Here is a 21265-nt window from a genome sequence, read left to right as displayed (position 1 = left end):
CGTTATTACCCGTGATTAGCCTGCGGGCCGGGTTGACGGGGTCCGGGGGCGGCGGCACAGTCCTGGCATCCGCACAGGCACTTGCCCTCTGGGTTCACGCCCTTGAGCTAATACGTATTAGCACGCGTCGCCGACAAGGAGCCCCCACGCCATGGCATTCGACCGCCGCCGCTTCCTGCGCACCGCCTCCGCCGCGTCCGCCGTCACCGCCGGCGGGAGCGTGCTCGCCCTCGGCGGGCCCGCCGCCGCCCCCGCGGCCGCCGCGCCCGGCGGGTTCCCCGACTACCGCTACGTGCGCACCCTGCTCGTCCCCGGGCAGCTCTCCTACAACCCCAGCGGCGAGATCATCTTCCCCTGCGTCCGCGGCGTCTACGACCGCCTCCCCGCCCCCCTCGGCCGCTACTACCTCTACTACGCCCCCCACGAGAACCCCGGCGGCATCTGCCTCGCCTACGGCGACTCCCTGGAGGGGCCGTTCACCGAGTTCCCGCGCAACCCGGTCGTCAAGAACGTGTGGGCCCCGCACTACAGCGTCAGCCACGTCTCCTCGCCGCACGTCATGTGGCACGCCGGACGCCGCGAGCTGTGGCTCTACTTCCACGGCGAGAACAACACCACCCGGCTCGCCCGCTCCAAGGACGGCATCGGCTTCACGTACGACAAGACCGTGCTGACCACCGCCATGCTCCCGGCCGGCACCACCGAGACGTCCTACGCGCGCGTCTTCCCGTACGAACTCCCGGGCCGCGGCGCCCACTACGTCATGCTGTTCATGCGCAACGACCGCAGCAACCACCGCGACATCGGCTGGGGCTGGTCCGCCGACGGGCGCAGCTGGACGTTCGACCCCGCGCCGCTCATCGACCACGCCGCCGTCGGCGCCTCCGACGTCTCCGGCGCCCACCTGCTGGAGCGCGGCGGCAGCGCGTACGTCGTCTACCACACCGACAAGGGCAGCGGCGGGAACATCCTCATCACGGAGGTCGGCGCCGACTTCTCCCACCGCAACCACCTCGGCGTCTTCTACGACTCCCGCGCCGCGGGCCCGGAGAACGGCCGCGCGGCCGCACCCGCGTTCGGCACCGACCGCGGCGTGCCGTACATGATCTACGAGGCCGGCGAACGCCTCTCCGGCGTCATCGCCATGGCCCGCGGCTGACGCGCGGCGCGCGGGGACGGCGACCGGCTACCGCAGCACCCGCACCGGGTCCCCGTCCCCGTCCACCGCCGTCACCTCGTACGCGGTCGTGCCGCTGTCGATCCCGTACTCCTCCAGGTCGACGGTCAGATACCTGCCCTGCCCGGTGATCCGCCTGCCGTCGCCGAGGACGACCTCGATCCGCTCGACCTCCTGCGTGCCCGCGACCACGATCCAGTGCCGGTACGGGCCGTCCTCGGCCGGGTCCGTCGAGTCGTACCAGGACGCCACCGCGGCGTCGCGCCACTGCGTGCCCTCCACGCCGCCGCGGCGCACAAAGCCGCCCCGGTCGCGGTCGTCCGAGGCGAGCAGCAGCAGGTTCTCCTCGACCGCGCCCAGGGTGAGCAGCGAACCGGTGCCGCCCGCGGGCAGTTCGCCGCGCCACAGCTCCGAGACATACCACAGGCCGGTAAGCGGCTCCCGCGTGTCGTTCGTGTCGACGCAGGCCAAGCGGGACAGCAACCGCAGCTGCGCGGCGTCGAGTTCCCGCTCCCCCACGCGCGGCCGGTCCGCCGGCGGCCGGCGCCCGGAGCCGTCCAGCGGCCGTACGTCGCCCTGGAGCACGGCCCCGACGGGGCTGCGCCCGGACCGTACGGCGTGCAGGAGCCCGCGGCCCCGGTCGGCTACGACCCGCAGCCCGCAGCCATCCGGGCCGGCCTCCGGTACGCCGAGCGCCACCCCGTCCTCGACGTCGACGGGCCGCCACCGCACGCCGTCCCCGTCGAGCACCGCGGCCTCGTAGCGCCCGGGCGAGGAGCCGCCGCCCACCCAGATGTCGCCCGGCCCGTCGGCGGGTCCGAGCAGCAGCGACCGGGCGGCGACCCGCGCGGGCTCCTCGTCGTCCGCGGCCGAGCCGATCGGCGTGACCCACTCCACGGCCCCGTCGCCCTCCGCTGGCCGCACGTAGGCGCTGCCGAGGCCGGTCTCGTCGAGCAGGACGACGACGTCGCGGTCGCCGGCGCGGCCGGCGTGGACGACGGAGATCCCGCCGCGCGGGCGGTCCTCGGGGGGCGCGGCGCGCCAGGCGTCTGCGGCGGTACGCACCAGGCCCTCGTCCGCGTCCGCGTAGTCGAGAACGGGGTCGGGGTCGTCGCCGCCGGAGTCCGCGACCAGCCACGTCGCCGCCGCCCCGACGAGCAGCCCGGCGATCCCCGCCACCGCGGGCAGCCGCCTGCGCAGCGACCCGCCGGCGGCACGTATCCATCCGCTCGCACCGCTCCCAGCGCTCATGTGCGCGAGCGTAGCCGTGCGCGGCACCGCCGCACCGGGAAACGTCCGCACACCCCCCGCCGCCGCGCGGGACCGGCCGCGCGCGCCCGCCGCTGTCCCCCGTGCGAGCTACGCGCAGGTGTCCTCCCTGCGGTGACGATTCCGGGGCCGCCGGGTCCCTAGCGTTCTGGGGACCCGGAGCGCGGCGGACCCGCCGGTCCGGGCCCGGATTCCCGCTCCTTGGAGGACAACGTGTTCCGCAGCTTCCGCAGCAACGCCACCGCGACGGCACTGGTCTGGCTGTGCTGCACGGCGGCCGGCGCAGGGCTCGTCGGCTGCTCGGACTCCTCCGACCCGGCCGACGGCGGCGGCGACGGGGCGGGCGCCGCCGCCCAGGAGCGTACGGCGGACGGCGAACCGCCCACCGGCGCCGAGAAGATCGAGGTCGACGGGCAGTCGGTGAACGTCTCCTGCTCCGGCACCGCCGCCGAGGGCCGCCCGGTGGTCGTCCTGCTCTCCGGGGGCGGCGACGACCTGACGAAACTCGCCGGCATCCAGAAGACGCTGAGCGAGAAGGACCGCGTGTGCGCGTACGACCGGCTGGGCCAGGGCGCCAGCGACAAGCCGGCCGGGCCGCAGACGATCGAGAGCACGGGCACGGTGCTGACCGGGGTGATCGAGCAGGTCGCCGGCGACCGGCCCGTGGTGCTGGCGGGGCACTCGCTGGGCGGGCTGATCTCCGCCCGCTACGCGCCCGACCACACCCACCGGGTCAGGGGGCTCGTCCTCATGGACGCCACCTCGCCGACGCAGAACGCCGACCTCGCCGAGGAGATACCCGAGTCGGCGACCGGCCCGGCGGTCGACCTGCGCGAGAAGACGCTGGCGGTCCTCGGCGGGCAGGGGGCGGAGAAGCTGACGGTGACCGACGGCGAGGTGCGGTCCGCGGGGGACATCCCGGTCGAGGTGGTCCGGCACGGGAAGGAGCACCTCGCGACGGTGCCCGAGTACGGGCCGGGGCTGGAGCGCGCGTGGCTCGCCGGGCAGCGCAAGTGGCTGGCGGTGTCGGAGCGGAGCGAGCTGAGCACGGCGCAGAACAGCGAGCACTACATCTACGCCGACGAGCCCGACGTGGCGGTGGCGGCGATCCGCAAGGTCGCGGACGAGGCGGCCGAGGACATCGCGGCCGAGGGCTAGGCGCCGGTACGGGGCGGGGCGGGCGGAAGCCGGTCGTGCCGGGACCACGGGGCCGCGGCGGCCCGCGCCGCCGCGGCTACACTCCAGCGGTGACGAGTCCTCGGCAACTCCCGGAGCTGTGGCACCGGTTCGACGTCACGGTCCGGGACCTCCCGCTCGGGCTCCTCATCCTCCTCGCCGCCCTCCTCCCGGCGTCGCACACCCACGGCACCCAGCTCGGCGGCCTCCCGGGCCGCGAGTTCGACGCCCTCGCCGTCGCCGCGGTCGCGTTCCAGTGCCTGCCGCTCGCGATCCGCCGCCGGGCGCCGCTGCTCTGCCTCACCCTGGTGACGGCCGGCTTCGCCGTCGACCAGCTCCGCGGCTACCACTCCCTCGCCGGCACCGCGCAGGCCATCGCCCTGATGAGCGCGGGCGCCCACCTGGAGCGCCACCGGCGCCCCCTGGCGCTGCTGTTCTCCGCCGCGTACGCGGCACTGGCCGTTGCGCTCGTCGCGGTGGGCGGGACCGAGGGGCCGAGCGAGTTCGTCATGTACTACCTGGCGATGGCCCTGGTGTGGGGCATGGGCTCGTGGCTGCGCTCGACCCGGGCGGCGGAGGCCGCGCACCGGCGCCGGGTCGCCGAGGACACCCGTACCACGGAACGCACCCGCATCGCCCGGGAGTTGCACGACGTCGTCACCCACCACGTGACCGCGATGGTCGTGCAGGCCGAGGCGGCCCGCTATCTGTCCGCCGCGCCCGACCGCCTCGACGCGACCCTGGGGGCGGTCACCGACACCGGCCGCCGCGCCCTCACGGACCTGCGGCACCTGCTCGACGTGCTCGACCCCGGCTACGACGGCGACGGCGGCATCCCGTCCGTCGGCAGGCTGCTGACGCTGGTGGAGCAGACGCGGCTGGCAGGGCAGCCGGTGGAGTTCACGGAGAAGGGCACGCCGCCGGAGTCGACGGGCAGCGCCGACCTCGTCGCGTACCGCGTCGTCCAGGAGGCGCTGACGAACGCCCTGAAGCACGCGCGCGGCAGCGCCACGGCGGTCGCGGTGCACCACGGCGCGGGTGAGATCACCGTGGAGGTGAGCACGGCCGCCGCCGCCCCGTCCCCCTCCCCCGGCGGCAGCGGCCGGGGGCTGGCGGGGCTGCGCGAGCGGGTGGACGTGCTGGGCGGCGAGTTCAGCGCGGGCGGCGGGACGGGCGGTGGCTTCGTCGTACGGGCCCGGATCCCGGCGGGGAGCGCCTCGTGACCGCGCCGATCCGGGTTCTGATCTGCGACGACCAGGTGCTGGTCCGTACCGGCCTGGTGACGATCATCGGCGCCCAGCCGGACCTGGAGGTGGCCGGGGAGTGCGGCGACGGGCAGAGCGCCGTCGACCTCGCCGGCCGGCTGCGCCCGGACGTCGTGCTGATGGACGTGCGCATGCCGGTGCTCGACGGCATCGAGGCCACCCGCCTGCTGGCGGGCGCCCGGGTGCCGCGCCCGGCGAAGGTGCTCGTCCTGACGACGTTCAACCTGGACAAGTACGTGTACGAGGCCCTGCGCGCCGGCGCCGCCGGCTTCCTCCTCAAGGACGCGCCGCCGGCCCAGTTGCTGCACGGCATCCGCACCGTGGCCAGGGGCGCGGCCCTGCTGGACCCCGAGGTGACCCGGCAGCTCGTCGGCCGCTACGCCGCTCGCATCCGCCCCGCGGACGGCGCCCCGCGCGACATCCCGCTGACGCCGCGCGAACTCGAAGTCCTGCGCCTCATCGCCGACGGCCTGTCCAACGGCGAGATCGCCGCGTCCCTCCAGCTCAGCCACGAGACGGTCAAGACGTTCGTGTCCCGCATCCTGACCAAGCTCGATCTGCGGGACCGGGTGCAGGCCGTCGTCTACGCGTACCGCCAGGGCCTGGTGACCTGACGGCGCGCCCTCGGCGCCCCCGCGCTCAGCTGCCGCGCAGCGCCGTCCGGGCGGCGTCGAGGTCGGCCGTGCGCGGGCGGTTGTGCGGGAGCTTGCCGAGGACGGCCGCCATGCCGCAGGTGTTCGTCAGCGCGGAGAAGACCAGGCCGCCCGCTATGCCGGCCGGGATCAGCAGCAGGGCCGGGTGGACGAGGACGCCCAGGAGGAGGCCGAGGAGCACCACGCTGCCCGCGGTGAAGCGCACCTGGCGCTCCATGCTCCAGCCGGCCCGGGTGTCGCAGGCCGCCGGGGTGTGCAGGTCGTGCCCGGCCGCGGCCCAGGCACCGGTGCCGCCGACCAGGGTCGCGGCGGTGATGCCCTCCTCGGCGAGGAGCTTGCAGGCGTTCTCGGAGCGGGCTCCGGAGGCGCAGACGACGAGCAGGTCGCGCCGCTCGGCGGCGTGGCGTATGTCGTCCAGCGCGCGGCGGACGTGGTCCAGGGGGATGTTCACGGCGCCGGGCAGGTGCCCGGAGGCGTACTCGGCGGGGGTGCGCACGTCGATGACGACGAGCCGGTCCAGCCGCGTGCGGGCCTGGTCCGTGGCGAGGGTGGCGGGAATGCTGGTCATGGCGGTGTTGTCCTTACTGTTCGACTACGTCCCGGGCCGGGACGTACAGTACCCCTAGGGGTATTTATTCCGAGGAGTGAGCGTGGAACTGGAGCTGGAGGGCGCGGACCTCAAGGCCGTGCTGAACCGCCTGCGCCGGGCCCAGGGCCAGATCTCCGGAGTGATCCGGATGATCGAGGAGGGGCGCGACTGCGAGGACGTCGTCACGCAACTCGCCGCCGCCTCACGGGCGCTGGACCGCGCCGGGTTCGCGATCATCGCGACCGGGCTGCAGCAGTGCGTGACCGACATGGAGTCCGGCCGCAGGAACGGGGAGGACCCCGAGGCGATGCGCGCCCGGCTGGAGAAGCTGTTCCTGTCGCTGGCATGATCACTCCTCGCGGCCGGCTCACGCCACCGCGTCGACGAGCATGAACGCGGCCACCGCGAGCAGTACGACGGCGAAGATCCGCTGCAGCGCGTCCCCGGAGACCCGGGCGCCCAGCCGCTTGCCGGCCGAGGCGCCGAGGACGGCGACGCCGGTGAAGGGGCCGACGACCGCCCAGTCGAGGTCCGCGACCGTGCCGGCCCGGCTGGCGAGCGCGGCGAGCGAGTTGACGGTGATCACCAGCAGGCTGGTCCCGACCGCCGCCCTCATCCGCATGCCGAGCACCTGCACCAGCGCCGGTACGGCGAGGAAGCCCCCGCCGACGCCGACGAACCCCGTGACCCCGCCGAGCCCCGCCCCGGCCGCGACGGCACGCCCGGGGCGTACCGCCCCGGCGGCCCCGGCGCGGCGGCGGCAGCGCAGCATGCACACCGCCGCCGCCCCCGCGACCACGGCGAAGGCCGCCGTCAGCAGCGCCCCGGGGACGTGTGCGGCGAGCGCCCCGCCGAGTATCGCCGGCAGCACTCCGGCCGCCGCGAACAGCAGCCCCGTACGCCACCGCACCTGCCCTTCGCGGGCGTGCGCGGCGAGCGCGGTGGCGGAGGTGAGGGCGACGATGACCAGAGCGGCGGTGGTCGCCCCGATGGGGCCGAAGCCGAGCAGGTAGATCAGCGCGGGCACGGCCAGCACGCTGCCGCCGCCGCCCAGGGCGCCGAGGGCGAGGCCGATGAGGGCCCCGGCGGCGACGGCGAGTATGACGCCGGTCACGGCACGGCACCCGGGCGTGCCCGGCCTCCCCGGGCGCCCATCAGGCGGTGGTCCGTACGGTGAGCCCCGCCTGCGCGGCGGAGTCGAAGGAGTCGTCGACGGCGACGACGTCGCGGCCGGCGGCGTCCAGCAGGGAGGCGGCGATGGCGGCGCGCATGCCGCCGGCGCAGTGCACCCACACCTCGCCGGCGGGGACGTCGGCGAGGCGCTGGGGGAGGGTGTGGATGGGGATGTGGACCGACCCCTCGACGTACCCGGCGGCGCGGCGCTCGGCGTCGCGGCGTACGTCGAGGACGACGGTGCCGGCGGGGGTGGCGGAGGCTTCGTCCGCCTGCCCGGCCTTCGCGGCCTGCCCGGCCCTCCCGGCGAGGTCGGCGAAGGTGCCGCGGGGGAAGGAGTCCGGGGTGTCGCCGTCGCGTACCCAGTCGGCGGGGGTGCCGGTGGCCGCGGCGGCGGGGCGGTCGATGCCGACCCGTACGAGCTCGCGCTGGGCGTCGGCGAGCTGCTCCGCGGACTCGGCGAGCAGGGTGACGGGCTTGCCCCACGGGATGAGCCAGGCGAGGTACGTGGCGAGCTGCCCGGCGGCCTCGAAGTTGACCGAGCCGGCGACGTGGCCCTCGGCGAAAGCGACGCGGTTGCGCAGGTCGACGACCCACTCCCCCGCGGCGAGCCGCTCGGCGATCTCCGCGGCGGTGGCGGGCGCGGCCGGGGTGAGGTCGACGGGGGCGGGTCCCGCGGCGTTCACGGGGCCCATGTGGACGTAGTAGGCGGGGGTGTCGTCGAGCCCGGCGAGCAGGTCGGCGACGAAGGCGTCGACGTCGCGGACCAGGGCGTCGTTGACGGCCTTCTCCCGCCCGATGGTGGTGTCGCCGCCGGTGGCCTGGCCGGAGGAGCAGAAGCTGCCGAACCCGTGGGTGGGCAGCACGGCGGTCTCCTCGGGCAGCTCGTCGGCGAGGCGCCGCGCGGAGGCGTGCTGCGCCCGGGCCAGCGACTCGGTGAGCCGCGGCTCGACCAGGTCGGGCCGGCCGACGGTCCCGATGAGCAGGGAACCCCCGGTGAACACCGCGACGGCCACGCCGTCCTCCTCCAGCACGTACGAGGTGTGGTGGGGGGTGTGGCCGGGCGTGGCCAGCGCGCGCAGCACGAGGCGGGAGGCGGCATCGACCTCCGTACGGTCCCCGTCGCGCACGGGCACGCGCGAGAAGGCGACCCGCGCCCCGGCGGGCACGAGGTACGCGGCGCCGGTCATCCGGGCCAGCTCCAGCCCGCCGGTGACGTAGTCGTTGTGCACGTGCGTCTCGACGACGTGCGAGATCCGCACCCCGCGCCGCGCGGCGGCGGCGATCATGCGATCGGCGTCCCGCGGCGGGTCGACGGCGACGGCGGTGTGCTCGCCGCCGGCGAGATAGCTGCGATTGCCGAGGCCGGGCACCTCGATGGTGTCGAGGAAGAACACGCCGTGCTCCCTTCCAGTGGCTGACTGAGTACCCCGGGGGGTATACAGCCGACCGTAACACAATTACCCGGGGGGGTATTTTTTCGGACACGGCCCGCGGCCGGGAATCCCCCGTACAGCGCCGGGGCCCGACGGGCCGGACGGACCGGAGCGAGGCGCGACGGGACCGGACGCGGATGGCGGGAGCGCGCTTCAGGCATGTCGGCGCATCGCCACCAGGGGCGCCCTTTGTCGGATCGCCGCGGGCAAATCAGCCCTTGCCCGGGTCCGGCGGCTGCGCCAGGTCAACTCACCGCGACGCGGAGTCAATTGTTCCGCCGGAATGCGCGATGACCTTGTCATCGAACACACGAGCCCCCTAGCGTGACTGCCCGTTCGGAAGTCGAACGCCCGACGTGCGCCGGACCGCCGAGTCCTGCCCCCGGCGCCGCGGTACCCGCCGATCAGTTCCCACCGCAGGGCAGGAGCGGGGGACCCACGGGTCCGGCCACCACCGGACCGCGCCGTCCCTCCGGACGGCTAGGGGTGAGGCCCGCCGAAGCCGGCGGCCGGGCAGCTCCAGCCCGAACCCGACAGCTCACCCCGCAGGCGTCCGGAGAAAGAGGCCCGACAGATGTCATCCCCTCACGGCCGCCACCGAGGGCGGCGCCGCCCCGGCAGCGCCCGCAAGCTCGCCACCCGCGCGTCGGCAGCCGGCGCCACGCTCGCCCTGCCCGTCATCGGCGCGTCCGGTGCCTTCGCCGAGGAGGACACCACCTACACCGTCGCCTCCGGCGACACCCTCTCCGTCATCGCGGCGGAGCAGGACGTGGACGGCGGCTGGCAGACGCTGTACGAGAACAACAAGTCCGTCATCGGCGACGACCCGAACCTGATCGCCCCCGGCACGGAGCTCTCCCTCGACGGCCCCGCGGCCGACGGCTCCGGCAGCACGGACGCCGACAACGCCTCGTACGGCACGGACACCACAGCGGACGACCCGACCGCCGTCATGCCCGTCGACGGCAGCACCCCCACGGCGGGGTACGAGGCGTCGGGCGCGAACTGGGAGAACGGCCACACCGGCCAGGACTGGTCAGTACCCACCGGCACGACGGTCAAGGCCGCGGCCAAGGGAACGGTCGTCACCGCCGGCTGGGACGACTCCTTCGGCTACCAGATCGTCGTCAAGCACGGCGACGGGGACTACACCCACTACGCCCACCTCTCGCAGATCGACGTCTCCGCGGGCACCTCGGTCGGCATGGGCGAGGCCATCGCCAAGTCCGGCGCCACCGGCAACGTCACGGGCCCGCACCTGCACTTCGAGGTCCGCACGACACCGGAGTACGGATCGGCGAAGGACCCGGTCACCTGGCTGGAGAACCACGGCGTAACAGTCTCGAACCCCACCTGAACACCCGTCCCGGAAAGGCAGCCGGGCGGCACCGCGCACGGAGGTCTGCGGCGCGGCGCCGCCCGGTGTGGCGGGGGGATTGGGCTAGATCATCTGCTGTATCCACCAGAAGAGCAGGCCCGCCAGCCCGGTACCGAGGCCGTAGTACAGGCCGTGCAGCAGGTGCGTGTCGGCACCGCTGCCGCGGCTGCGGCACCGGCAGCTCCGCCGGCAGGCGGGAGCGTGGTGGGCACAGGGCTGCCCGTTCCTCGGACGCATGGCGGAATTGACCGGCGGGCGCGTGGGTTTCGGCACCGGGACACCCTTCTTCCGTTCAGTGCTGCTCGCAGTAGCGTTCGAAGCGGTCGGCGATCTCGCTTTCCGGCCGGCAGACCAGCGCGTCGCGGACGTCCGCGCGGGAAGCCAGACGCTGTATCTCCCGGTGCATGTGCGGTTCCCAGCCGGGTGTGCAGTTGCGGTCGACGTAGTCGGCGAAGAGCCGCACGCCGGATATGAACTCGTCGTCGGGTCCGCCGTCCTGCTGGAGCTGCGTACGCCAGTGGCCGGCCTCGGCGGGCTCGCCCAGGCCGAGGTGGTGCAGGTGCAGGCAGTACGCGGCGGCACCGCTGCCGGCGCCGGCGGCGAGCTGCCACCAGAACTGCGCGCTCTCCCGGTGATCGGCCTGGTACAGCATGCAGGCGAAGACCTGCATCCCGTGGATCGCCCCGTCTATGTCGGGCACCTCCAGCCACACCTCGTGGCACTGCGGCCCGTGGTCGCTGAGCAGGCTGGCCAGCCGGCCGACGAACCCGGTCGCCCCGGCCCGGTTGACGGTCCAGCGCACCAGGACCGACAGCTCGTCCCGCGCCTGCACCACGGGCGAGGCGTCCGTACCGGGCCCCGTGTACCCGGCCGGCCCCTCCCGCAGCCGCCGCAGACCGGCAGCCACGTCGAACCGCCGACGGCCCGCGAGCATCATCTCCCCCGCCCCCGCGAGGAGTTGCTCCACCGTCGCGCTCTGATCGCTCACTTCGTGCCACCGTCCGTCTTCAGCAACTGCGCGAGATCCCGCTCCAGGCGCCTCGTGGCGCGGCGGCAGTGGTAGTCGACGGTGCTGGCCGTGACACCCAGGTACCAGGCGATCCGGTCGGTGGGGAACTTGCACAGGTAGCGCAGGACCACCACGTCGAACTGCCGCGGCGAGAGCTTCGCTATCGCCTCGTACAGCCCGACGCCCGCGTTCTGCTGCTCCAGCAGCTCCTGGTACACGGCCAGCACGTGCGCGATCTCGCGCCGGACCGCCGACTCCTCGACGTACGAGGCGACCACCCGGCGCAGAATCGCCCACGCCTGCTGCCGCAGGTCGCCGTGCCGCCCCAACTCCTCCCAGCGGTTGCGGATCTGATGGAACGCCAGGTGAACTGCCTCTTCCGCGGTCTCGTCGTCGAGCCAGTGCTGGGCATAGCTGAAGTAGGCGTCCGCGTTGGCAAGGTACAGCGCCTCGCACACGGGCGGGACGTCCAGCATGGCGTGCGTCACCGGGCTGCTGTGATCCTCTGCGGGGGCTTCCTCGGTCATGAATCCTCTTCGGGCGGGGGCGGATACGAATCGGGTGACACCTGTGTCACCCGATGAACTTTCTGCACCCACCCAACCCGACCACCTGAGCGAACACGCATGAGCAGCTCACGAATTTCACGTGGCGATCATGGATTCCGCGCCACGGCCGGATACTTACCTCGCGGTAACGCCACACGAACTGCATGTTCGGGAATCCGGCGGTACGGCGGTCTACACCTCTCCGACAGCGTGATGTGCCTCACAGTGCAACCTGTGCCCTGAGCCCTGAAATTTCAGCCAGAGCCGGAGACCAAACCAGACCACCATGCGCCCGCCATTGCCCACTTGCAGACCGAATCTGCCGGGCCGACGCATGCACCGCGCAAAACGCAGCACGGAATCATGCCACGTGAAGTCCGGGTGTATACGGCGAATCAATCGCCATACTCCAGACGCTCCAGAATCCCTCTGCGCTGAAGGTCCCGGATGTGTTCCGCCACCCGCCGCGGAGCTGATCCGCCGCGCACCAGGAGCCCGGCTTCGAGGTTCCGCCGCACCCCTGACTCCGTCAGGTTCGAGCTGCCCAGCCAGAGCAGGGTGCCGTCGGCAACCGCGAGCTTCGCGTGCTGCAGCCCCCGGTGGTCAGGGCGATGGGCCGGAGGCCAGTGCCACAGCTTGACGCCGGGTATCGACGTAAACGCCCGGGCAGGCTCGCGCCCGACGAGGAGGCCGGCCGCGCCCTCCAGGGTCTCCACCACCACGTGCACATCGACTCCTCTGGCCAGGGCCTCCCGGAGGGCGGTGACGAGCGGTGCGTACGCACGAGCCGAGTAGGTCATGGCCAGCAGCTCCGTACGGGCTTCTGTCACCACCTGCATGAGCACCCTGGCCGCTGCCCGGGCGGGCACGGCGGGAGTAGCGGGGCCGCTCCAGAAGGTGCGTACCTCCGTCTCGTCCGGGGTTCGCGGTGCTCCGGCGACGTAGCCGCGCAGGTACGCGGCGGCCTCGGGATGGGGAACCCGCTCCCGCTCCGCGGCTGCGTAGAGTGCCGTGACCGCCTCCGTTGCCGTGGAATCCTGCAACGCGAGAAGCACGTGCTCCAGACCTCGTCCACGGGCCAGCAGACCTGCGAGGTCCTTGGTGCGGGCGTAACCGAGGGCCGCGACGGCGGTCGCCGCCGCGGCTTCGAACCGGCGTCGGCTCACGGCCGGCTCACGCGAGAAGACCGGCCGGCGTCAGCACCAGGTCGGAATCGTCCTCCAAGGGCACGAGGAAGCGGCGGTCGAGGAACCGGTTGCCGCGCTCGCAGGTGGTCTCCGAGACGAACATGCAGACGTGGCACGCCGCGCCGTGCAGGTAGTCCGCCGGGTACTTGGGCAGCCGTTCCGCACACAGCGGGTCCGACGAACAGTGCGCCGCGTCCCGTAGCGCGCGCCGCAGGATGCGTTCGAAGTCCGGGCTTTCGGCGAGGGTGACGAGCCCGCCGAGTGTGCCCTCGGAGTCGGGCGCCGCCGTGTAGATCAGAATGCCGCTGCGACGCTCCTCTGCGGTGTCCGCGTAGATGCGCTCGGCGAGGCTGGCGGAGCTGTAGCCGCACTCGAGCGCAATGGTGCGGATCAGCGCATGCGAGAGCGTGTGCAGGGCGAGGTAGGCCTCGCCGGGCCAACCCGCCATCGGCTCGAACTCTCCGGTGATGCGGTCGGACTTACGGTTCGTGCGGAACCTGGCGAACGCTTCCCGGTGCGCCGCCAGCACCGGCGTCTTCTCCACCCGCGCCACCCAGTCCGCCAGCAGGTCCTGCCGTACGCGCAGAAAGATCCCCTCGCCCCGCACCTCGCTTGCAGGCACCCACCCGGGGGACGAGCGGAACAGCCGCACTTCCTCGGCGATCTCCGGCGACTCGCGGTCGGGTGCGTCGAGGCGAGTGAACGCGACGAGGGCGCGGGCTTCCCTCAGCCGCTCCACCTGGCGTACGTGGGAGAACAGCCCGGTGACCGCCGGGGGCACGTCATCGACCTCGACCAGGGTGAAGTCCGAAGTGGCCTGCGGCGGGCGGGGAGCGGAGAGCACGGCCCATTCCGGGCTCAGCAGGTCGACGGGCCCGGCGGGCGCCTCGGAGGGCCGGCCGTCTAGCGCGGCTTTGCGAGCGGCGACCGCATCGATGAGGTCCTGCGCCTCGTACTCCTTGAGGTATCTGTACTGGGGGAGGCTGGAGATGGCGTCATAGAGTTCGCGCGTCGTAATGGCCTTCAGCTCTTCCCAGCGCTCTTCCACCAGCCTGACCACGTCCGCGGTCCTGTTGGGCGGCAGGGCGAGGGCGCTGAGGGTGACGGGGAACCACTGGTTGGAGGCGCCGGCGACCATCAGAGTCGCCTCCTGCTCACAGCCGCCGTCTGCGTAGGTCCCGAGGTGGGGGTGACGTCCCCGGCAGCGCGGCAGGTTCGCGGCACCGCGCTCGCCCATGGCATCGCGGATGTTCCGCTTCTTCTTGCAACTGATGCACTGGATAGTGACGTTGGCTGCCTGGTTACCGCCGTGGTCACGCATCCGCAACTGTGGGCGGGGCGCCTTGGTGCAGGGATTTCCGTGGTGCACGAAGGGAATGTAAGGGAACTCGTCGAGGTGCCCGTCCGTGCAGGCCAGCGTAAAGCGGGCCGCGACGGCGAGCGGCTTCAACCGCCCGCGGCGGCAGTCGTGGATGAACTTCGCCTCGTGGGGCGCCCGCGGGTTTCCGTTGCGGAACTCGAAGGTGTCGGAGTCGACGGCAGCCAGCACGTTGCAGGCGGTGCAGCGCAGCCACTGCGGGAAAGGGGTGACGGGCACACCTACGCCCTGCGCCGGCCAGTCCTTGGGGCGGGTGTCCGCGCCTTCCGCCCAGGGCGCGGAACGGAGTTCGGTGACCTGCGCGTTGCCGTAGAGCTGCAGAGAGCGGTTGACGGCGGTGCGCAGCCGGGGTTCGTCGATGACGTAGTCGCCTGGCAGCCCCTCGTACGTCCAGGAGTCCAGACCCTTGACGAGGACGGAGAAATTGGGCAGGTCGACGAGGGAGCCGATGCCCGCGGTGAACATCAGGTGGCTGGGGCGTACGGAGCCCACGCGCCGGTTGTAGTAGCTGGTCACGACTGTCCCTTTCCGGCAGGGCTGGGGCCGAGTTCGTCGCTGTCCGCATCTGGGTCGATGACGGCGTCGGCTGCGGCAGGGCCGGAGTCGTCAGGCGTTCCGAAGGTCCATGCCGGGCCGCTTCCTGAAGGCTGGTCGACCAGGGCTCCGGCGGAGAACAGCAGGTTGATCTCGTTCTCGGTCTCGCGCATCGACATCGGCACGGTGAGTTCGTCCCACCGGCCGCCGTCGGCCCGGTTGAGCAGACCGGTGACCTGGACGCCGTCCTTCTTCTCCGCGCGGTAGCCGAGCAGGGCGCCGGCGATCTCGCGCCGTTCCGCCCACCGGTCCTTCAGGGCTTCGAGGCGCTCGCTCAGGTATCCGCGGGCCCGAACTCCACCGACGGTCTCGGCGCGCTCCAGCAGACGCCGCTCCACTTCCGCGGCCACCGGGCCCTCCAGGTCGAGGCCGTCGGCGTCGGTGTTGCGCGAGTGCTCGTACGCCGCCTGCCGCAGCGCAGCCACGTACGCGGGTGCGGTGCCTCTGTCCAGCGCACGGCGGGTGAAGGGAGTCACGGACAGCGCCTCGACCTGGCGGTAGAAGGTGGCGTGGTAGTGCTCGAAGTCCTCGAAGTGGGCGAGGTCGCGGGGCCGCGACCAGTTGTAGAGGGTGACGACCAGACCGGGGCGGCGCACGTCGCGGCCGACACGCGAGGACGCCTGGATGTACTCTGCGGTGTTCTTCGGCTGGCCGACGACCAGCATAAGCCCGAACCGCGAGACGTCGACGCCGACTTGAAGCATCGACGTGGCCAGCACCACGTCCACGGCGCTCTGCACCTTGTTCCGTGACGGGACGCGGGGCTCACGCTTGTCCCGCGCCGCCTCCCTGACCTCCTCCAGCCGTGCCCGCCGCCGCACCGAGGTGTTCCATTCGGCGTCGAAACCGGTCTCCAGCCGCTTGAGCGCGGCGCTGATGTCCGACGAGGAGATCCGGGAGGTCAGCTCCTGGATGGTCAACATGTCGGACGGGCCGATCAGGCGGTCGGCGATGGTCTCGTGTCCCTTGCGGGACCCGTTCTGCCGGATCCGGGTGGTGATGTCGTCGTCCAGGTAGCGCCGCATGCCCGCGAGTTCACGGGTGGCGTTGAAGTACCCGACGAGCGTCATGTACGGATCGGCGGCCTCGCCGTACGTGTCGAAGAGCTGCTGCCCGGCGAGGAGCATGATCTCGGCGACACGGATCTCGGCTGCCTTCAGCCGCGTGCCGTGAGCGCACACACCGAGGTAGCGACGCCCGGGGTGGTCGCGGCTCAGCTCGACCTGGCGCGAGAAGAACGTGTCACCGACGTCCACCACTTGTGGTGGGAAGACGGCGACCTTGCGGCCGAAGACTCCCCGGACCTGATCGGCCGCGCGCTTGGTGGTCGCGGTGGAAGCGACGATCTTCGGCCCGACCTCGCGGCGGGTGCCGTCTGCCCCGATGACGCTCCAGGTGCACAGCTGGTCAACCGCCGCCTCGAAGAGACCGACCGTGGTGCCCAGCGCGCCGGAGATGAGGTGCAGCTCGTCCTGGATGACGAGGTCCGGCGGGCGCAGCCGCGGGACTGGCTGGGACCTTACGGCCGGAAGTCGCGCCTTGGCGTTGTGCCGTCGGCCGCAGCCGGTCTCGGCGTCGAGGTCGTCGTGCCGGAAGCCGTGGCGGGGACACCACTCGGTGACCCGCCCGAAAAGCAGTCCCGCATAGCCGTTCCAGGGGAGTTGGGCGAGCTTGTCGACGGTGGCGATCAGCATGGCCGGGGCCAGCCGGTAGATCTCCTCGTCGACGGTCAGCACGGGGATGCCCTCCTCCGGCGCGGCGAGCCGGGAGAAGGGGCAGCGGTCCTCGCCTTCGCCGCGCGGGCAGTAAAGCAGCACCCGCCGCCGGCCCTCGTCCGCCTCCATGTTGCGATGTGCCGTCAGCCCTTGGCCGCACCACGGGCAGCTCAGCACCTGGATGACCCGGGCGTACTTGTCATCGGCGGAGTCCACGGCTGCGGCGACCTGCTCGCGCGCCTCTCCGAACCAGTTCGGCGACACCGAGGTACCGACCCACAGACCGATACGGAATGGGGTCTTACCCCACCGCTCGTCACCGGCTGCCACTTCCTCACGCCGCAGCACCTCGGCCGCGGATACCAGGGCAGCGGCACGCTGGAACTGCTGTGCCGTCAGCAGCCGCAGGGTGTACCGCATCAGCACGGCCACACCGGCCGCACCGCTGCGCGCGTCTTCGCCGGTGCCGAGGGTGCCCTGCAGCCGGCGCAGCGCGAACGTCATCGCAGCCAGGCCCAGGTACGCCTCGGTCTTGCCGCCGCCGGTAGGGAAGAACAGCAGGTCCACCACGGCCTCGCGGCCGGTACCGCGGTGTTCGTGGCCCGGCTGCGCGAGAGAGGCGACGTTGAGGAGAACGAACGCGAGCTGGAACGGCCGCCAGCTCGCCGCCTGCTTCTTCACCGCGGCGCGCGCGGCGTCGTCGGGCTCGTTCTCCCCGTACACCTGCGCCCGGGCCTCGGCGTACGAGGCGGGGTCGTGCTCGTGGCCGGCCCTCATGGCCGCGATCGAGGTGTTGCGGCGCTGCAGCGCCATTGCCCGGTTCGCGAACCGGAATGCCTCCAGCGCGTCGGGATCCACGCGCAGATGGTCGATGCCCAGCGTGATGCGGTGGCAGATTTTTTCGGCCTCGTCGACGGCCGCGTCGGCCACCTTCCGCAGGTCTTCGGGCAGACTCTGCGCCTTGCTCCGCTGCTCCTGCAGCCAGGCGTGGTAGCCGTCGGCAAGCGGTGCGAGGGCCGCGGCGAGTTCGCGGGTACGGTCCGGGACTGCGAGTTCCGCCAGTTCGTCCATGCCGAGTTCGAGCCCGGCCAGCAGCTGCTGGTCGGCGGCGGTGGGCGCGGTCGTGACCGGCACGTCGTACTCGGGCAGCCAGGTCGTCTCCAGCTTGTGCGCCCGGCGCTCGCCGTCGCGTACGCGTGCGTGGACGGCGACATTCCGGCCGATGGCGTGGCGGAGGCTGTCACGGTAGAGGAGGCGAAGACGCTGCTCCTCCGGATCGTCGGGTGCTGGGCCCGCGCCCGGGCTCAGTGGGTCGTCGATCGGCAGGAACACCGCGGCCCGTTCGTCGGGGAACGCGGTGACCTCCAGCCGGGTCTGGAAGAGCCAGTTCGCGTCGCGCCGGTCGCGGGCCTCGGGCAGGGCGTTGACGAGGGTGACCTCCAGGACCCGCAGGTCCTCGCCGTCGCTGCCGGTCTGCCGCCGGCGCACCTGGACGTGGAGCTTGACACCTGGCGTGTCAGGTCCCTGGGAGTCGCCCCCGTCCAGCACCCGCCGGTGGTCGCCGGGGGCGGTGACGTCGACGTCACACTCGCGGTCGACCTGCTCGCGGGCCCACACGCTGACGGGCCGGCCTTCGTCGCCGGCCGACTGGCTCAGCGCGTAGCGGCCCCAACTCGCCCGTACCGTCAGGGTGCCGATGGCGGCGGGCACCACGAAGGACAACCCCATCGATGAAGCGAACATGCTGCCCGCGGCCTGCGGGGTGAGCTGGTCCGCCGGTGCGGGGTCGTGGCCGTCGGCGTCGCTCCCCGGCTCGACGTCGGCCTCCTGGGCGGCACTTCGCTGCAGTTCCTCGCGGGTGCGCGCATCGCTGCCGCGCGGGCCGAGCCTGCCGACGAGATAGCGGTCGCCCGGTCCGGCCGAGTGGTGCGGCAGCTTCTCGGCCGGACCGTCCCAGGGGCCCAGCAGATCCCTGCTGATGTAGCTCCCGAGAGCGTCGCGGACGTCGTGCGACGGGCCGGGCAGGAAGGTCTGGGGCACGTCGAGCGGATGCGGCACGGTCGGGGCCGGGGTGGGCGGAGGCGTCATGCGTTCGTCCCTCTCGGGATGGCTTCGTCCCGGATGAGACCGGTCGTTCAGATTACCGGTCGAGTGCGGAGTTCGCGTCGGAAGGAAGAGTATTGCATTCGTTGACTGCGTTCACAATCAACTTCGGTTCGCCATACGGCCGCACGTCGGTGCCAACGGCCTGAACCCTCCGCTCCAGCCCCGGTAGCATCCCGTTCCATGGCGACGCTGGGGCTGCATCGGGACTTTCTGCTGGAGTTCGCCGCCCTGGAGAAGCCCGTGCAGCGGCGGGTGGCCGAGATGTTCGACAAGTTCAGGCAGCACCGGCACGCCGGACTTCACCTGGAGAAGCTGGCGGGCGCCCGCGACGACCGCATCCGTACCGTGCGGGTCGACAGGTTCTGGCGCGGCGTGGTCCTCGCACCCGCCGCCGGGGACGCGTATCTGCTGCTCAAGGTGCTGCCGCACGACGACGCCATCGACTGGGCGGTCAGGCGCCGGGCGACGTACAACAGCGCCACGCAGGGCATCGAACTGCGCGACGACGACACGCTGGAGCGGGCCACGGCAGGCTTCCGCGCACTTGCGGAGGCTGCGCCGGAACGACGACGGCTCTTCGGCGATGTCTCGGATGCCGACCTGACCCGGCTGGGCGTGGACGCCGACGTGCTGCCCGTCGTGCGGTCCTTCACCGACGAGGCGCAGTTGGACGGACTGCGCAAGTACCTGCCCGAGCAGCAGTACGACGTGCTGGCGGGCCTCGCCGCCGGGCTGTCCCCCGAAGAGGTCTGGCGGGAGGTCGTACAAGCCCAGTTGGCGGCGGAACCCTCCCCGGCCGACGTGCCGGCCGCGGCGGCGGAGAATCTGGCGGCGGCCATGGCCCGTTCCCGCGGACGCATCGCGCTGGTCTCCGGCCCGGACGAGCTGCAGGACATCCTCGCCCGCCCCTTCGACGCGTGGCGCGTCTTCCTCCACCCCAGTCAGCACCGCGTCGCCTACCGCCCCTCCTACTCGGGCCCCGCCCGCGTCAGCGGGGGCCCAGGCACGGGGAAGACGGTCGTCGCCCTGCACCGCGCGGCGTATCTGGCGGGCCGCCTGCCGGCGGGCGCCCCGGACGGCAGCATCCTGCTCACTACGTACACCCGGGATCTCGCCACCGATCTGCAGCGCAGCCTGGAGATCCTGGTCCCCGACCCGGCCCTGCGGGCAAAGGTGCACATCACCAATGTCGACGCGCTCGCCAACCACTCGCTTCGCCAACACCTCGGCGGTGGGCCGATAAAGATCGTTCCCGACCGGCGCGATCTCCTCGTGCGCTGGGGGCGCATCGCTCGCCGCCTGGAGCTGGACGTCACCGACTCCTTCCTGGACCAGGAGTGGCGCCACGTCGTTCTCGCCCAGGACCTCGGCTCGGCCGAGGACTACCTTCAGGCAGCCCGCACCGGCCGCGGCACGGCGCTCGGCCCACTGAAGCGCGCGCACATATGGCGTGCCGTCAGCGCGTTCACCGAGGAGCTGCGCGCGGCGGGCGAGCGGACGTTCCTCCAGGTCTGCGCCGAAGCTGCCCGAGCACTGGACGCCGCGGACGGCTCCGGTACGGGCGAGGGCCGCCCGTACCGTCACGTCATCGTCGACGAGGCCCAGGACTTCCACCCCGCACAGTGGCGCTTCCTGCGTGCGCTCGTCGCCCCGGGCCCCGACGACCTCTTCATCGCCGGCGACCCGCACCAGCGGATCTACGGCAACAAGGTGTCGCTGCGCAGCCTCGGCATCGGTGTGACGGGCCGCTCCACCCGTCTGCGCATCAACTACCGCACGACAGGTGAGATCCTGACCTGGGCCGTCGGCCTCCTCTCCGGCGAGATCGTCGACGACATGGACGGCGGCGCCGAGACTTTCTCCGGCTACCGCTCCGACGTCCACGGCGACCCGCCCCGACTGGTCCGCACCGCGTCCAAGGCGGCGGAACTGGCCGCCGTCACCGACCAGATCGCCACGTGGCTCGCGCAGGGCGTGGCACCGGCGGAGATCGGCGTGGCGGTCCGGTTCCTGCAACTCGGCCGGGACCTCGCGCGGGCACTGGAGCACGCAGACATCCCCGCGACGGTGCTTGGCGCCCCCGCGCCCAGGACAGGTGGCGTGCGCGGGCACAGCGAAGAGCAAAACGGCGTACGGATCGCCACGATGCACCGGATGAAAGGGCTGGAGTTCCGCTGCATGGCGGTCGCGGGCGCCAACGAGGGCGTCCTGCCGATGCGCAGCGCCCTCGCCCCCGCGGACATCGACCCGCAGCAGCACAAGGAGGACGTGCTCAGCGAGCTGAGCCTGCTCTTCGTCGCCTGCACCCGGGCACGGGAGGCACTGCTGGTTTCCTGCCACGGGACGCCGAGCCCGTTCCTGCGGCATGTGGCGGAGGGGAACGCCGAATCAGGCACGTCGGGGGACAGCACCGTGCAGTGACACGGCCGGTCAACTGGGAGAATGCACGGCGCCCCTGTGTGCTAGGCATGCCGCATGTCCGTCCCCCATTTCTCTCTGACGTCCTCGCAGCACCGGCTCCTCGCCGAGCTGGCGCGGGCTCCCCTCCCCGCGCCGCGCCGCGAGCCCGCGTCCGCGGCGGCCCGCGGACTCGACCCGCAGCGGATCGACGC

Annotated in this window: 17 protein-coding genes; 7 read left to right on the top strand and 10 right to left on the bottom strand. The window is 72.6% G+C overall.

All coding sequences use genetic code 11. The features are described from left to right. The first annotated feature begins 151 nt into the window (after positions 1 to 151). Positions 152 to 1159, top strand: a complete 1008-nt coding sequence (locus LG396_RS12990) for a glycoside hydrolase family protein (protein WP_225794897.1) — start codon at positions 152 to 154, stop codon at positions 1157 to 1159. A gap of 27 nt (positions 1160 to 1186) precedes the next feature. Here LG396_RS12990 and LG396_RS12985 read toward each other — a convergent pair whose 3' ends face one another. Beyond that, positions 1187 to 2428, bottom strand: coding sequence for a hypothetical protein (locus tag LG396_RS12985; RefSeq protein WP_225794896.1), 1242 nt, complete (start codon positions 2426 to 2428; stop codon positions 1187 to 1189). Positions 2429 to 2647: 219 nt separating this feature from the next. On the opposite strand from LG396_RS12985, the gene LG396_RS12980 reads away from it, so the two are divergent. The 3 genes from LG396_RS12980 (at position 2648) to LG396_RS12970 (ending at position 5501) form a co-directional block, all read left to right on the top strand. Next, on the top strand, positions 2648 to 3604 hold the full coding sequence (locus LG396_RS12980) for an alpha/beta fold hydrolase (RefSeq protein ID WP_225794895.1): 957 nt from the start codon (positions 2648 to 2650) through the stop codon (positions 3602 to 3604). 89 nt (positions 3605 to 3693) lie between these two features. Further along, on the top strand, positions 3694 to 4845 hold the full coding sequence (locus LG396_RS12975) for a sensor histidine kinase (RefSeq protein WP_225794894.1): 1152 nt from the start codon (positions 3694 to 3696) through the stop codon (positions 4843 to 4845). Beyond that, positions 4842 to 5501, top strand: a complete 660-nt coding sequence (locus tag LG396_RS12970; RefSeq protein WP_037740635.1) for a response regulator — start codon at positions 4842 to 4844, stop codon at positions 5499 to 5501. Before LG396_RS12975 ends, LG396_RS12970 begins: the two co-directional genes overlap by 4 nt. Positions 5502 to 5526: 25 nt before the next feature. Here LG396_RS12970 and LG396_RS12965 read toward each other — a convergent pair whose 3' ends face one another. Then, positions 5527 to 6108, bottom strand: a complete 582-nt coding sequence (locus LG396_RS12965; RefSeq protein WP_037740632.1) for a rhodanese-like domain-containing protein — start codon at positions 6106 to 6108, stop codon at positions 5527 to 5529. An 82-nt stretch (positions 6109 to 6190) separates the two neighbouring features. On the opposite strand from LG396_RS12965, the gene LG396_RS12960 reads away from it, so the two are divergent. Continuing rightward, the gene (locus LG396_RS12960; protein ID WP_018839344.1) at positions 6191 to 6478 is read left to right on the top strand and encodes a metal-sensitive transcriptional regulator; all 288 of its coding nucleotides are present in this window, start codon (positions 6191 to 6193) and stop codon (positions 6476 to 6478) included. Positions 6479 to 6496: 18 nt separating this feature from the next. Here LG396_RS12960 and LG396_RS12955 read toward each other — a convergent pair whose 3' ends face one another. Beyond that, positions 6497 to 7243, bottom strand: coding sequence for a sulfite exporter TauE/SafE family protein (locus LG396_RS12955; protein ID WP_225794893.1), 747 nt, complete (start codon positions 7241 to 7243; stop codon positions 6497 to 6499). A 40-nt stretch (positions 7244 to 7283) separates the two neighbouring features. Next, positions 7284 to 8699 (bottom strand): MBL fold metallo-hydrolase, encoded by a 1416-nt coding sequence (locus LG396_RS12950; protein WP_225794892.1) that lies wholly within the window; start codon positions 8697 to 8699, stop codon positions 7284 to 7286. A 613-nt stretch (positions 8700 to 9312) separates the two neighbouring features. Between LG396_RS12950 and LG396_RS12945 the strand changes: the two genes are divergently transcribed. Next, entirely contained in the window at positions 9313 to 10095 is a 783-nt protein-coding gene (locus LG396_RS12945) for a M23 family metallopeptidase (RefSeq protein ID WP_225794891.1), read from the top strand. A gap of 84 nt (positions 10096 to 10179) precedes the next feature. Here the strand turns inward: LG396_RS12945 and LG396_RS12940 are convergent, their stop codons facing one another. The 6 genes from LG396_RS12940 to drmA all read right to left on the bottom strand — a co-directional run bounded on the left by LG396_RS12940 (position 10180) and on the right by drmA (position 18635). Then, on the bottom strand, positions 10180 to 10353 hold the full coding sequence (locus LG396_RS12940) for a hypothetical protein (protein ID WP_225794890.1): 174 nt from the start codon (positions 10351 to 10353) through the stop codon (positions 10180 to 10182). Positions 10354 to 10408: 55 nt separating this feature from the next. After that, the gene (locus tag LG396_RS12935; RefSeq protein ID WP_225794889.1) at positions 10409 to 11104 is read right to left on the bottom strand and encodes a hypothetical protein; all 696 of its coding nucleotides are present in this window, start codon (positions 11102 to 11104) and stop codon (positions 10409 to 10411) included. Beyond that, the gene (locus LG396_RS12930; protein WP_225794888.1) at positions 11101 to 11652 is read right to left on the bottom strand and encodes an RNA polymerase sigma factor; all 552 of its coding nucleotides are present in this window, start codon (positions 11650 to 11652) and stop codon (positions 11101 to 11103) included. Before LG396_RS12930 ends, LG396_RS12935 begins: the two co-directional genes overlap by 4 nt. 416 nt (positions 11653 to 12068) lie before the next feature. Continuing rightward, positions 12069 to 12839, bottom strand: coding sequence for a DISARM system phospholipase D-like protein DrmC (gene drmC / locus LG396_RS12925; RefSeq protein ID WP_225794887.1), 771 nt, complete (start codon positions 12837 to 12839; stop codon positions 12069 to 12071). Positions 12840 to 12846: 7 nt separating this feature from the next. Then, complete coding sequence (gene drmB / locus LG396_RS12920; RefSeq protein ID WP_225794886.1) at positions 12847 to 14754, bottom strand: MrfA Zn-binding domain-containing protein; 1908 nt, start codon at positions 14752 to 14754, stop codon at positions 12847 to 12849. Then, on the bottom strand, positions 14751 to 18635 hold the full coding sequence (gene drmA, locus LG396_RS12915; protein WP_225794885.1) for a DISARM system helicase DrmA: 3885 nt from the start codon (positions 18633 to 18635) through the stop codon (positions 14751 to 14753). Before drmA ends, drmB begins: the two co-directional genes overlap by 4 nt. A 198-nt stretch (positions 18636 to 18833) precedes the next feature. On the opposite strand from drmA, the gene LG396_RS12910 reads away from it, so the two are divergent. Then, positions 18834 to 21074 carry a UvrD-helicase domain-containing protein gene (locus LG396_RS12910; RefSeq protein WP_225794884.1) on the top strand — a complete coding sequence of 747 codons (2241 nt, stop codon included), beginning with the start codon at positions 18834 to 18836 and terminating at the stop codon, positions 21072 to 21074. Positions 21075 to 21265: the final 191 nt, after the last annotated feature.

Origin of the sequence: Streptomyces aculeolatus, assembly GCF_020400605.1 — a bacterium.
Lineage (GTDB): Bacteria > Actinomycetota > Actinomycetes > Streptomycetales > Streptomycetaceae > Streptomyces > Streptomyces aculeolatus.
The sequence above is the reverse complement of the archived record's forward strand: the minus strand, read 5'-3'. Positions and strand labels throughout refer to the sequence as shown.

What these genes read in the sequence shown, in the direction of transcription:
- LG396_RS12990 (WP_225794897.1), top strand. Translation starts at nt 152, where the DNA reads ATGGCATTCGACCGCCGCCGCTTCCTGCGCACCGCCTCCGCCGCGTCC.
- drmA (WP_225794885.1), bottom strand. Translation starts at nt 18,635, where the DNA reads ATGACGCCTCCGCCCACCCCGGCCCCGACCGTGCCGCATCCGCTCGAC.
- LG396_RS12945 (WP_225794891.1), top strand. Translation starts at nt 9,313, where the DNA reads ATGTCATCCCCTCACGGCCGCCACCGAGGGCGGCGCCGCCCCGGCAGC.
- LG396_RS12940 (WP_225794890.1), bottom strand. Translation starts at nt 10,353, where the DNA reads ATGCGTCCGAGGAACGGGCAGCCCTGTGCCCACCACGCTCCCGCCTGC.
- LG396_RS12910 (WP_225794884.1), top strand. Translation starts at nt 18,834, where the DNA reads ATGGCGACGCTGGGGCTGCATCGGGACTTTCTGCTGGAGTTCGCCGCC.
- LG396_RS12965 (WP_037740632.1), bottom strand. Translation starts at nt 6,108, where the DNA reads ATGACCAGCATTCCCGCCACCCTCGCCACGGACCAGGCCCGCACGCGG.
- LG396_RS12985 (WP_225794896.1), bottom strand. Translation starts at nt 2,428, where the DNA reads ATGAGCGCTGGGAGCGGTGCGAGCGGATGGATACGTGCCGCCGGCGGG.
- LG396_RS12930 (WP_225794888.1), bottom strand. Translation starts at nt 11,652, where the DNA reads ATGACCGAGGAAGCCCCCGCAGAGGATCACAGCAGCCCGGTGACGCAC.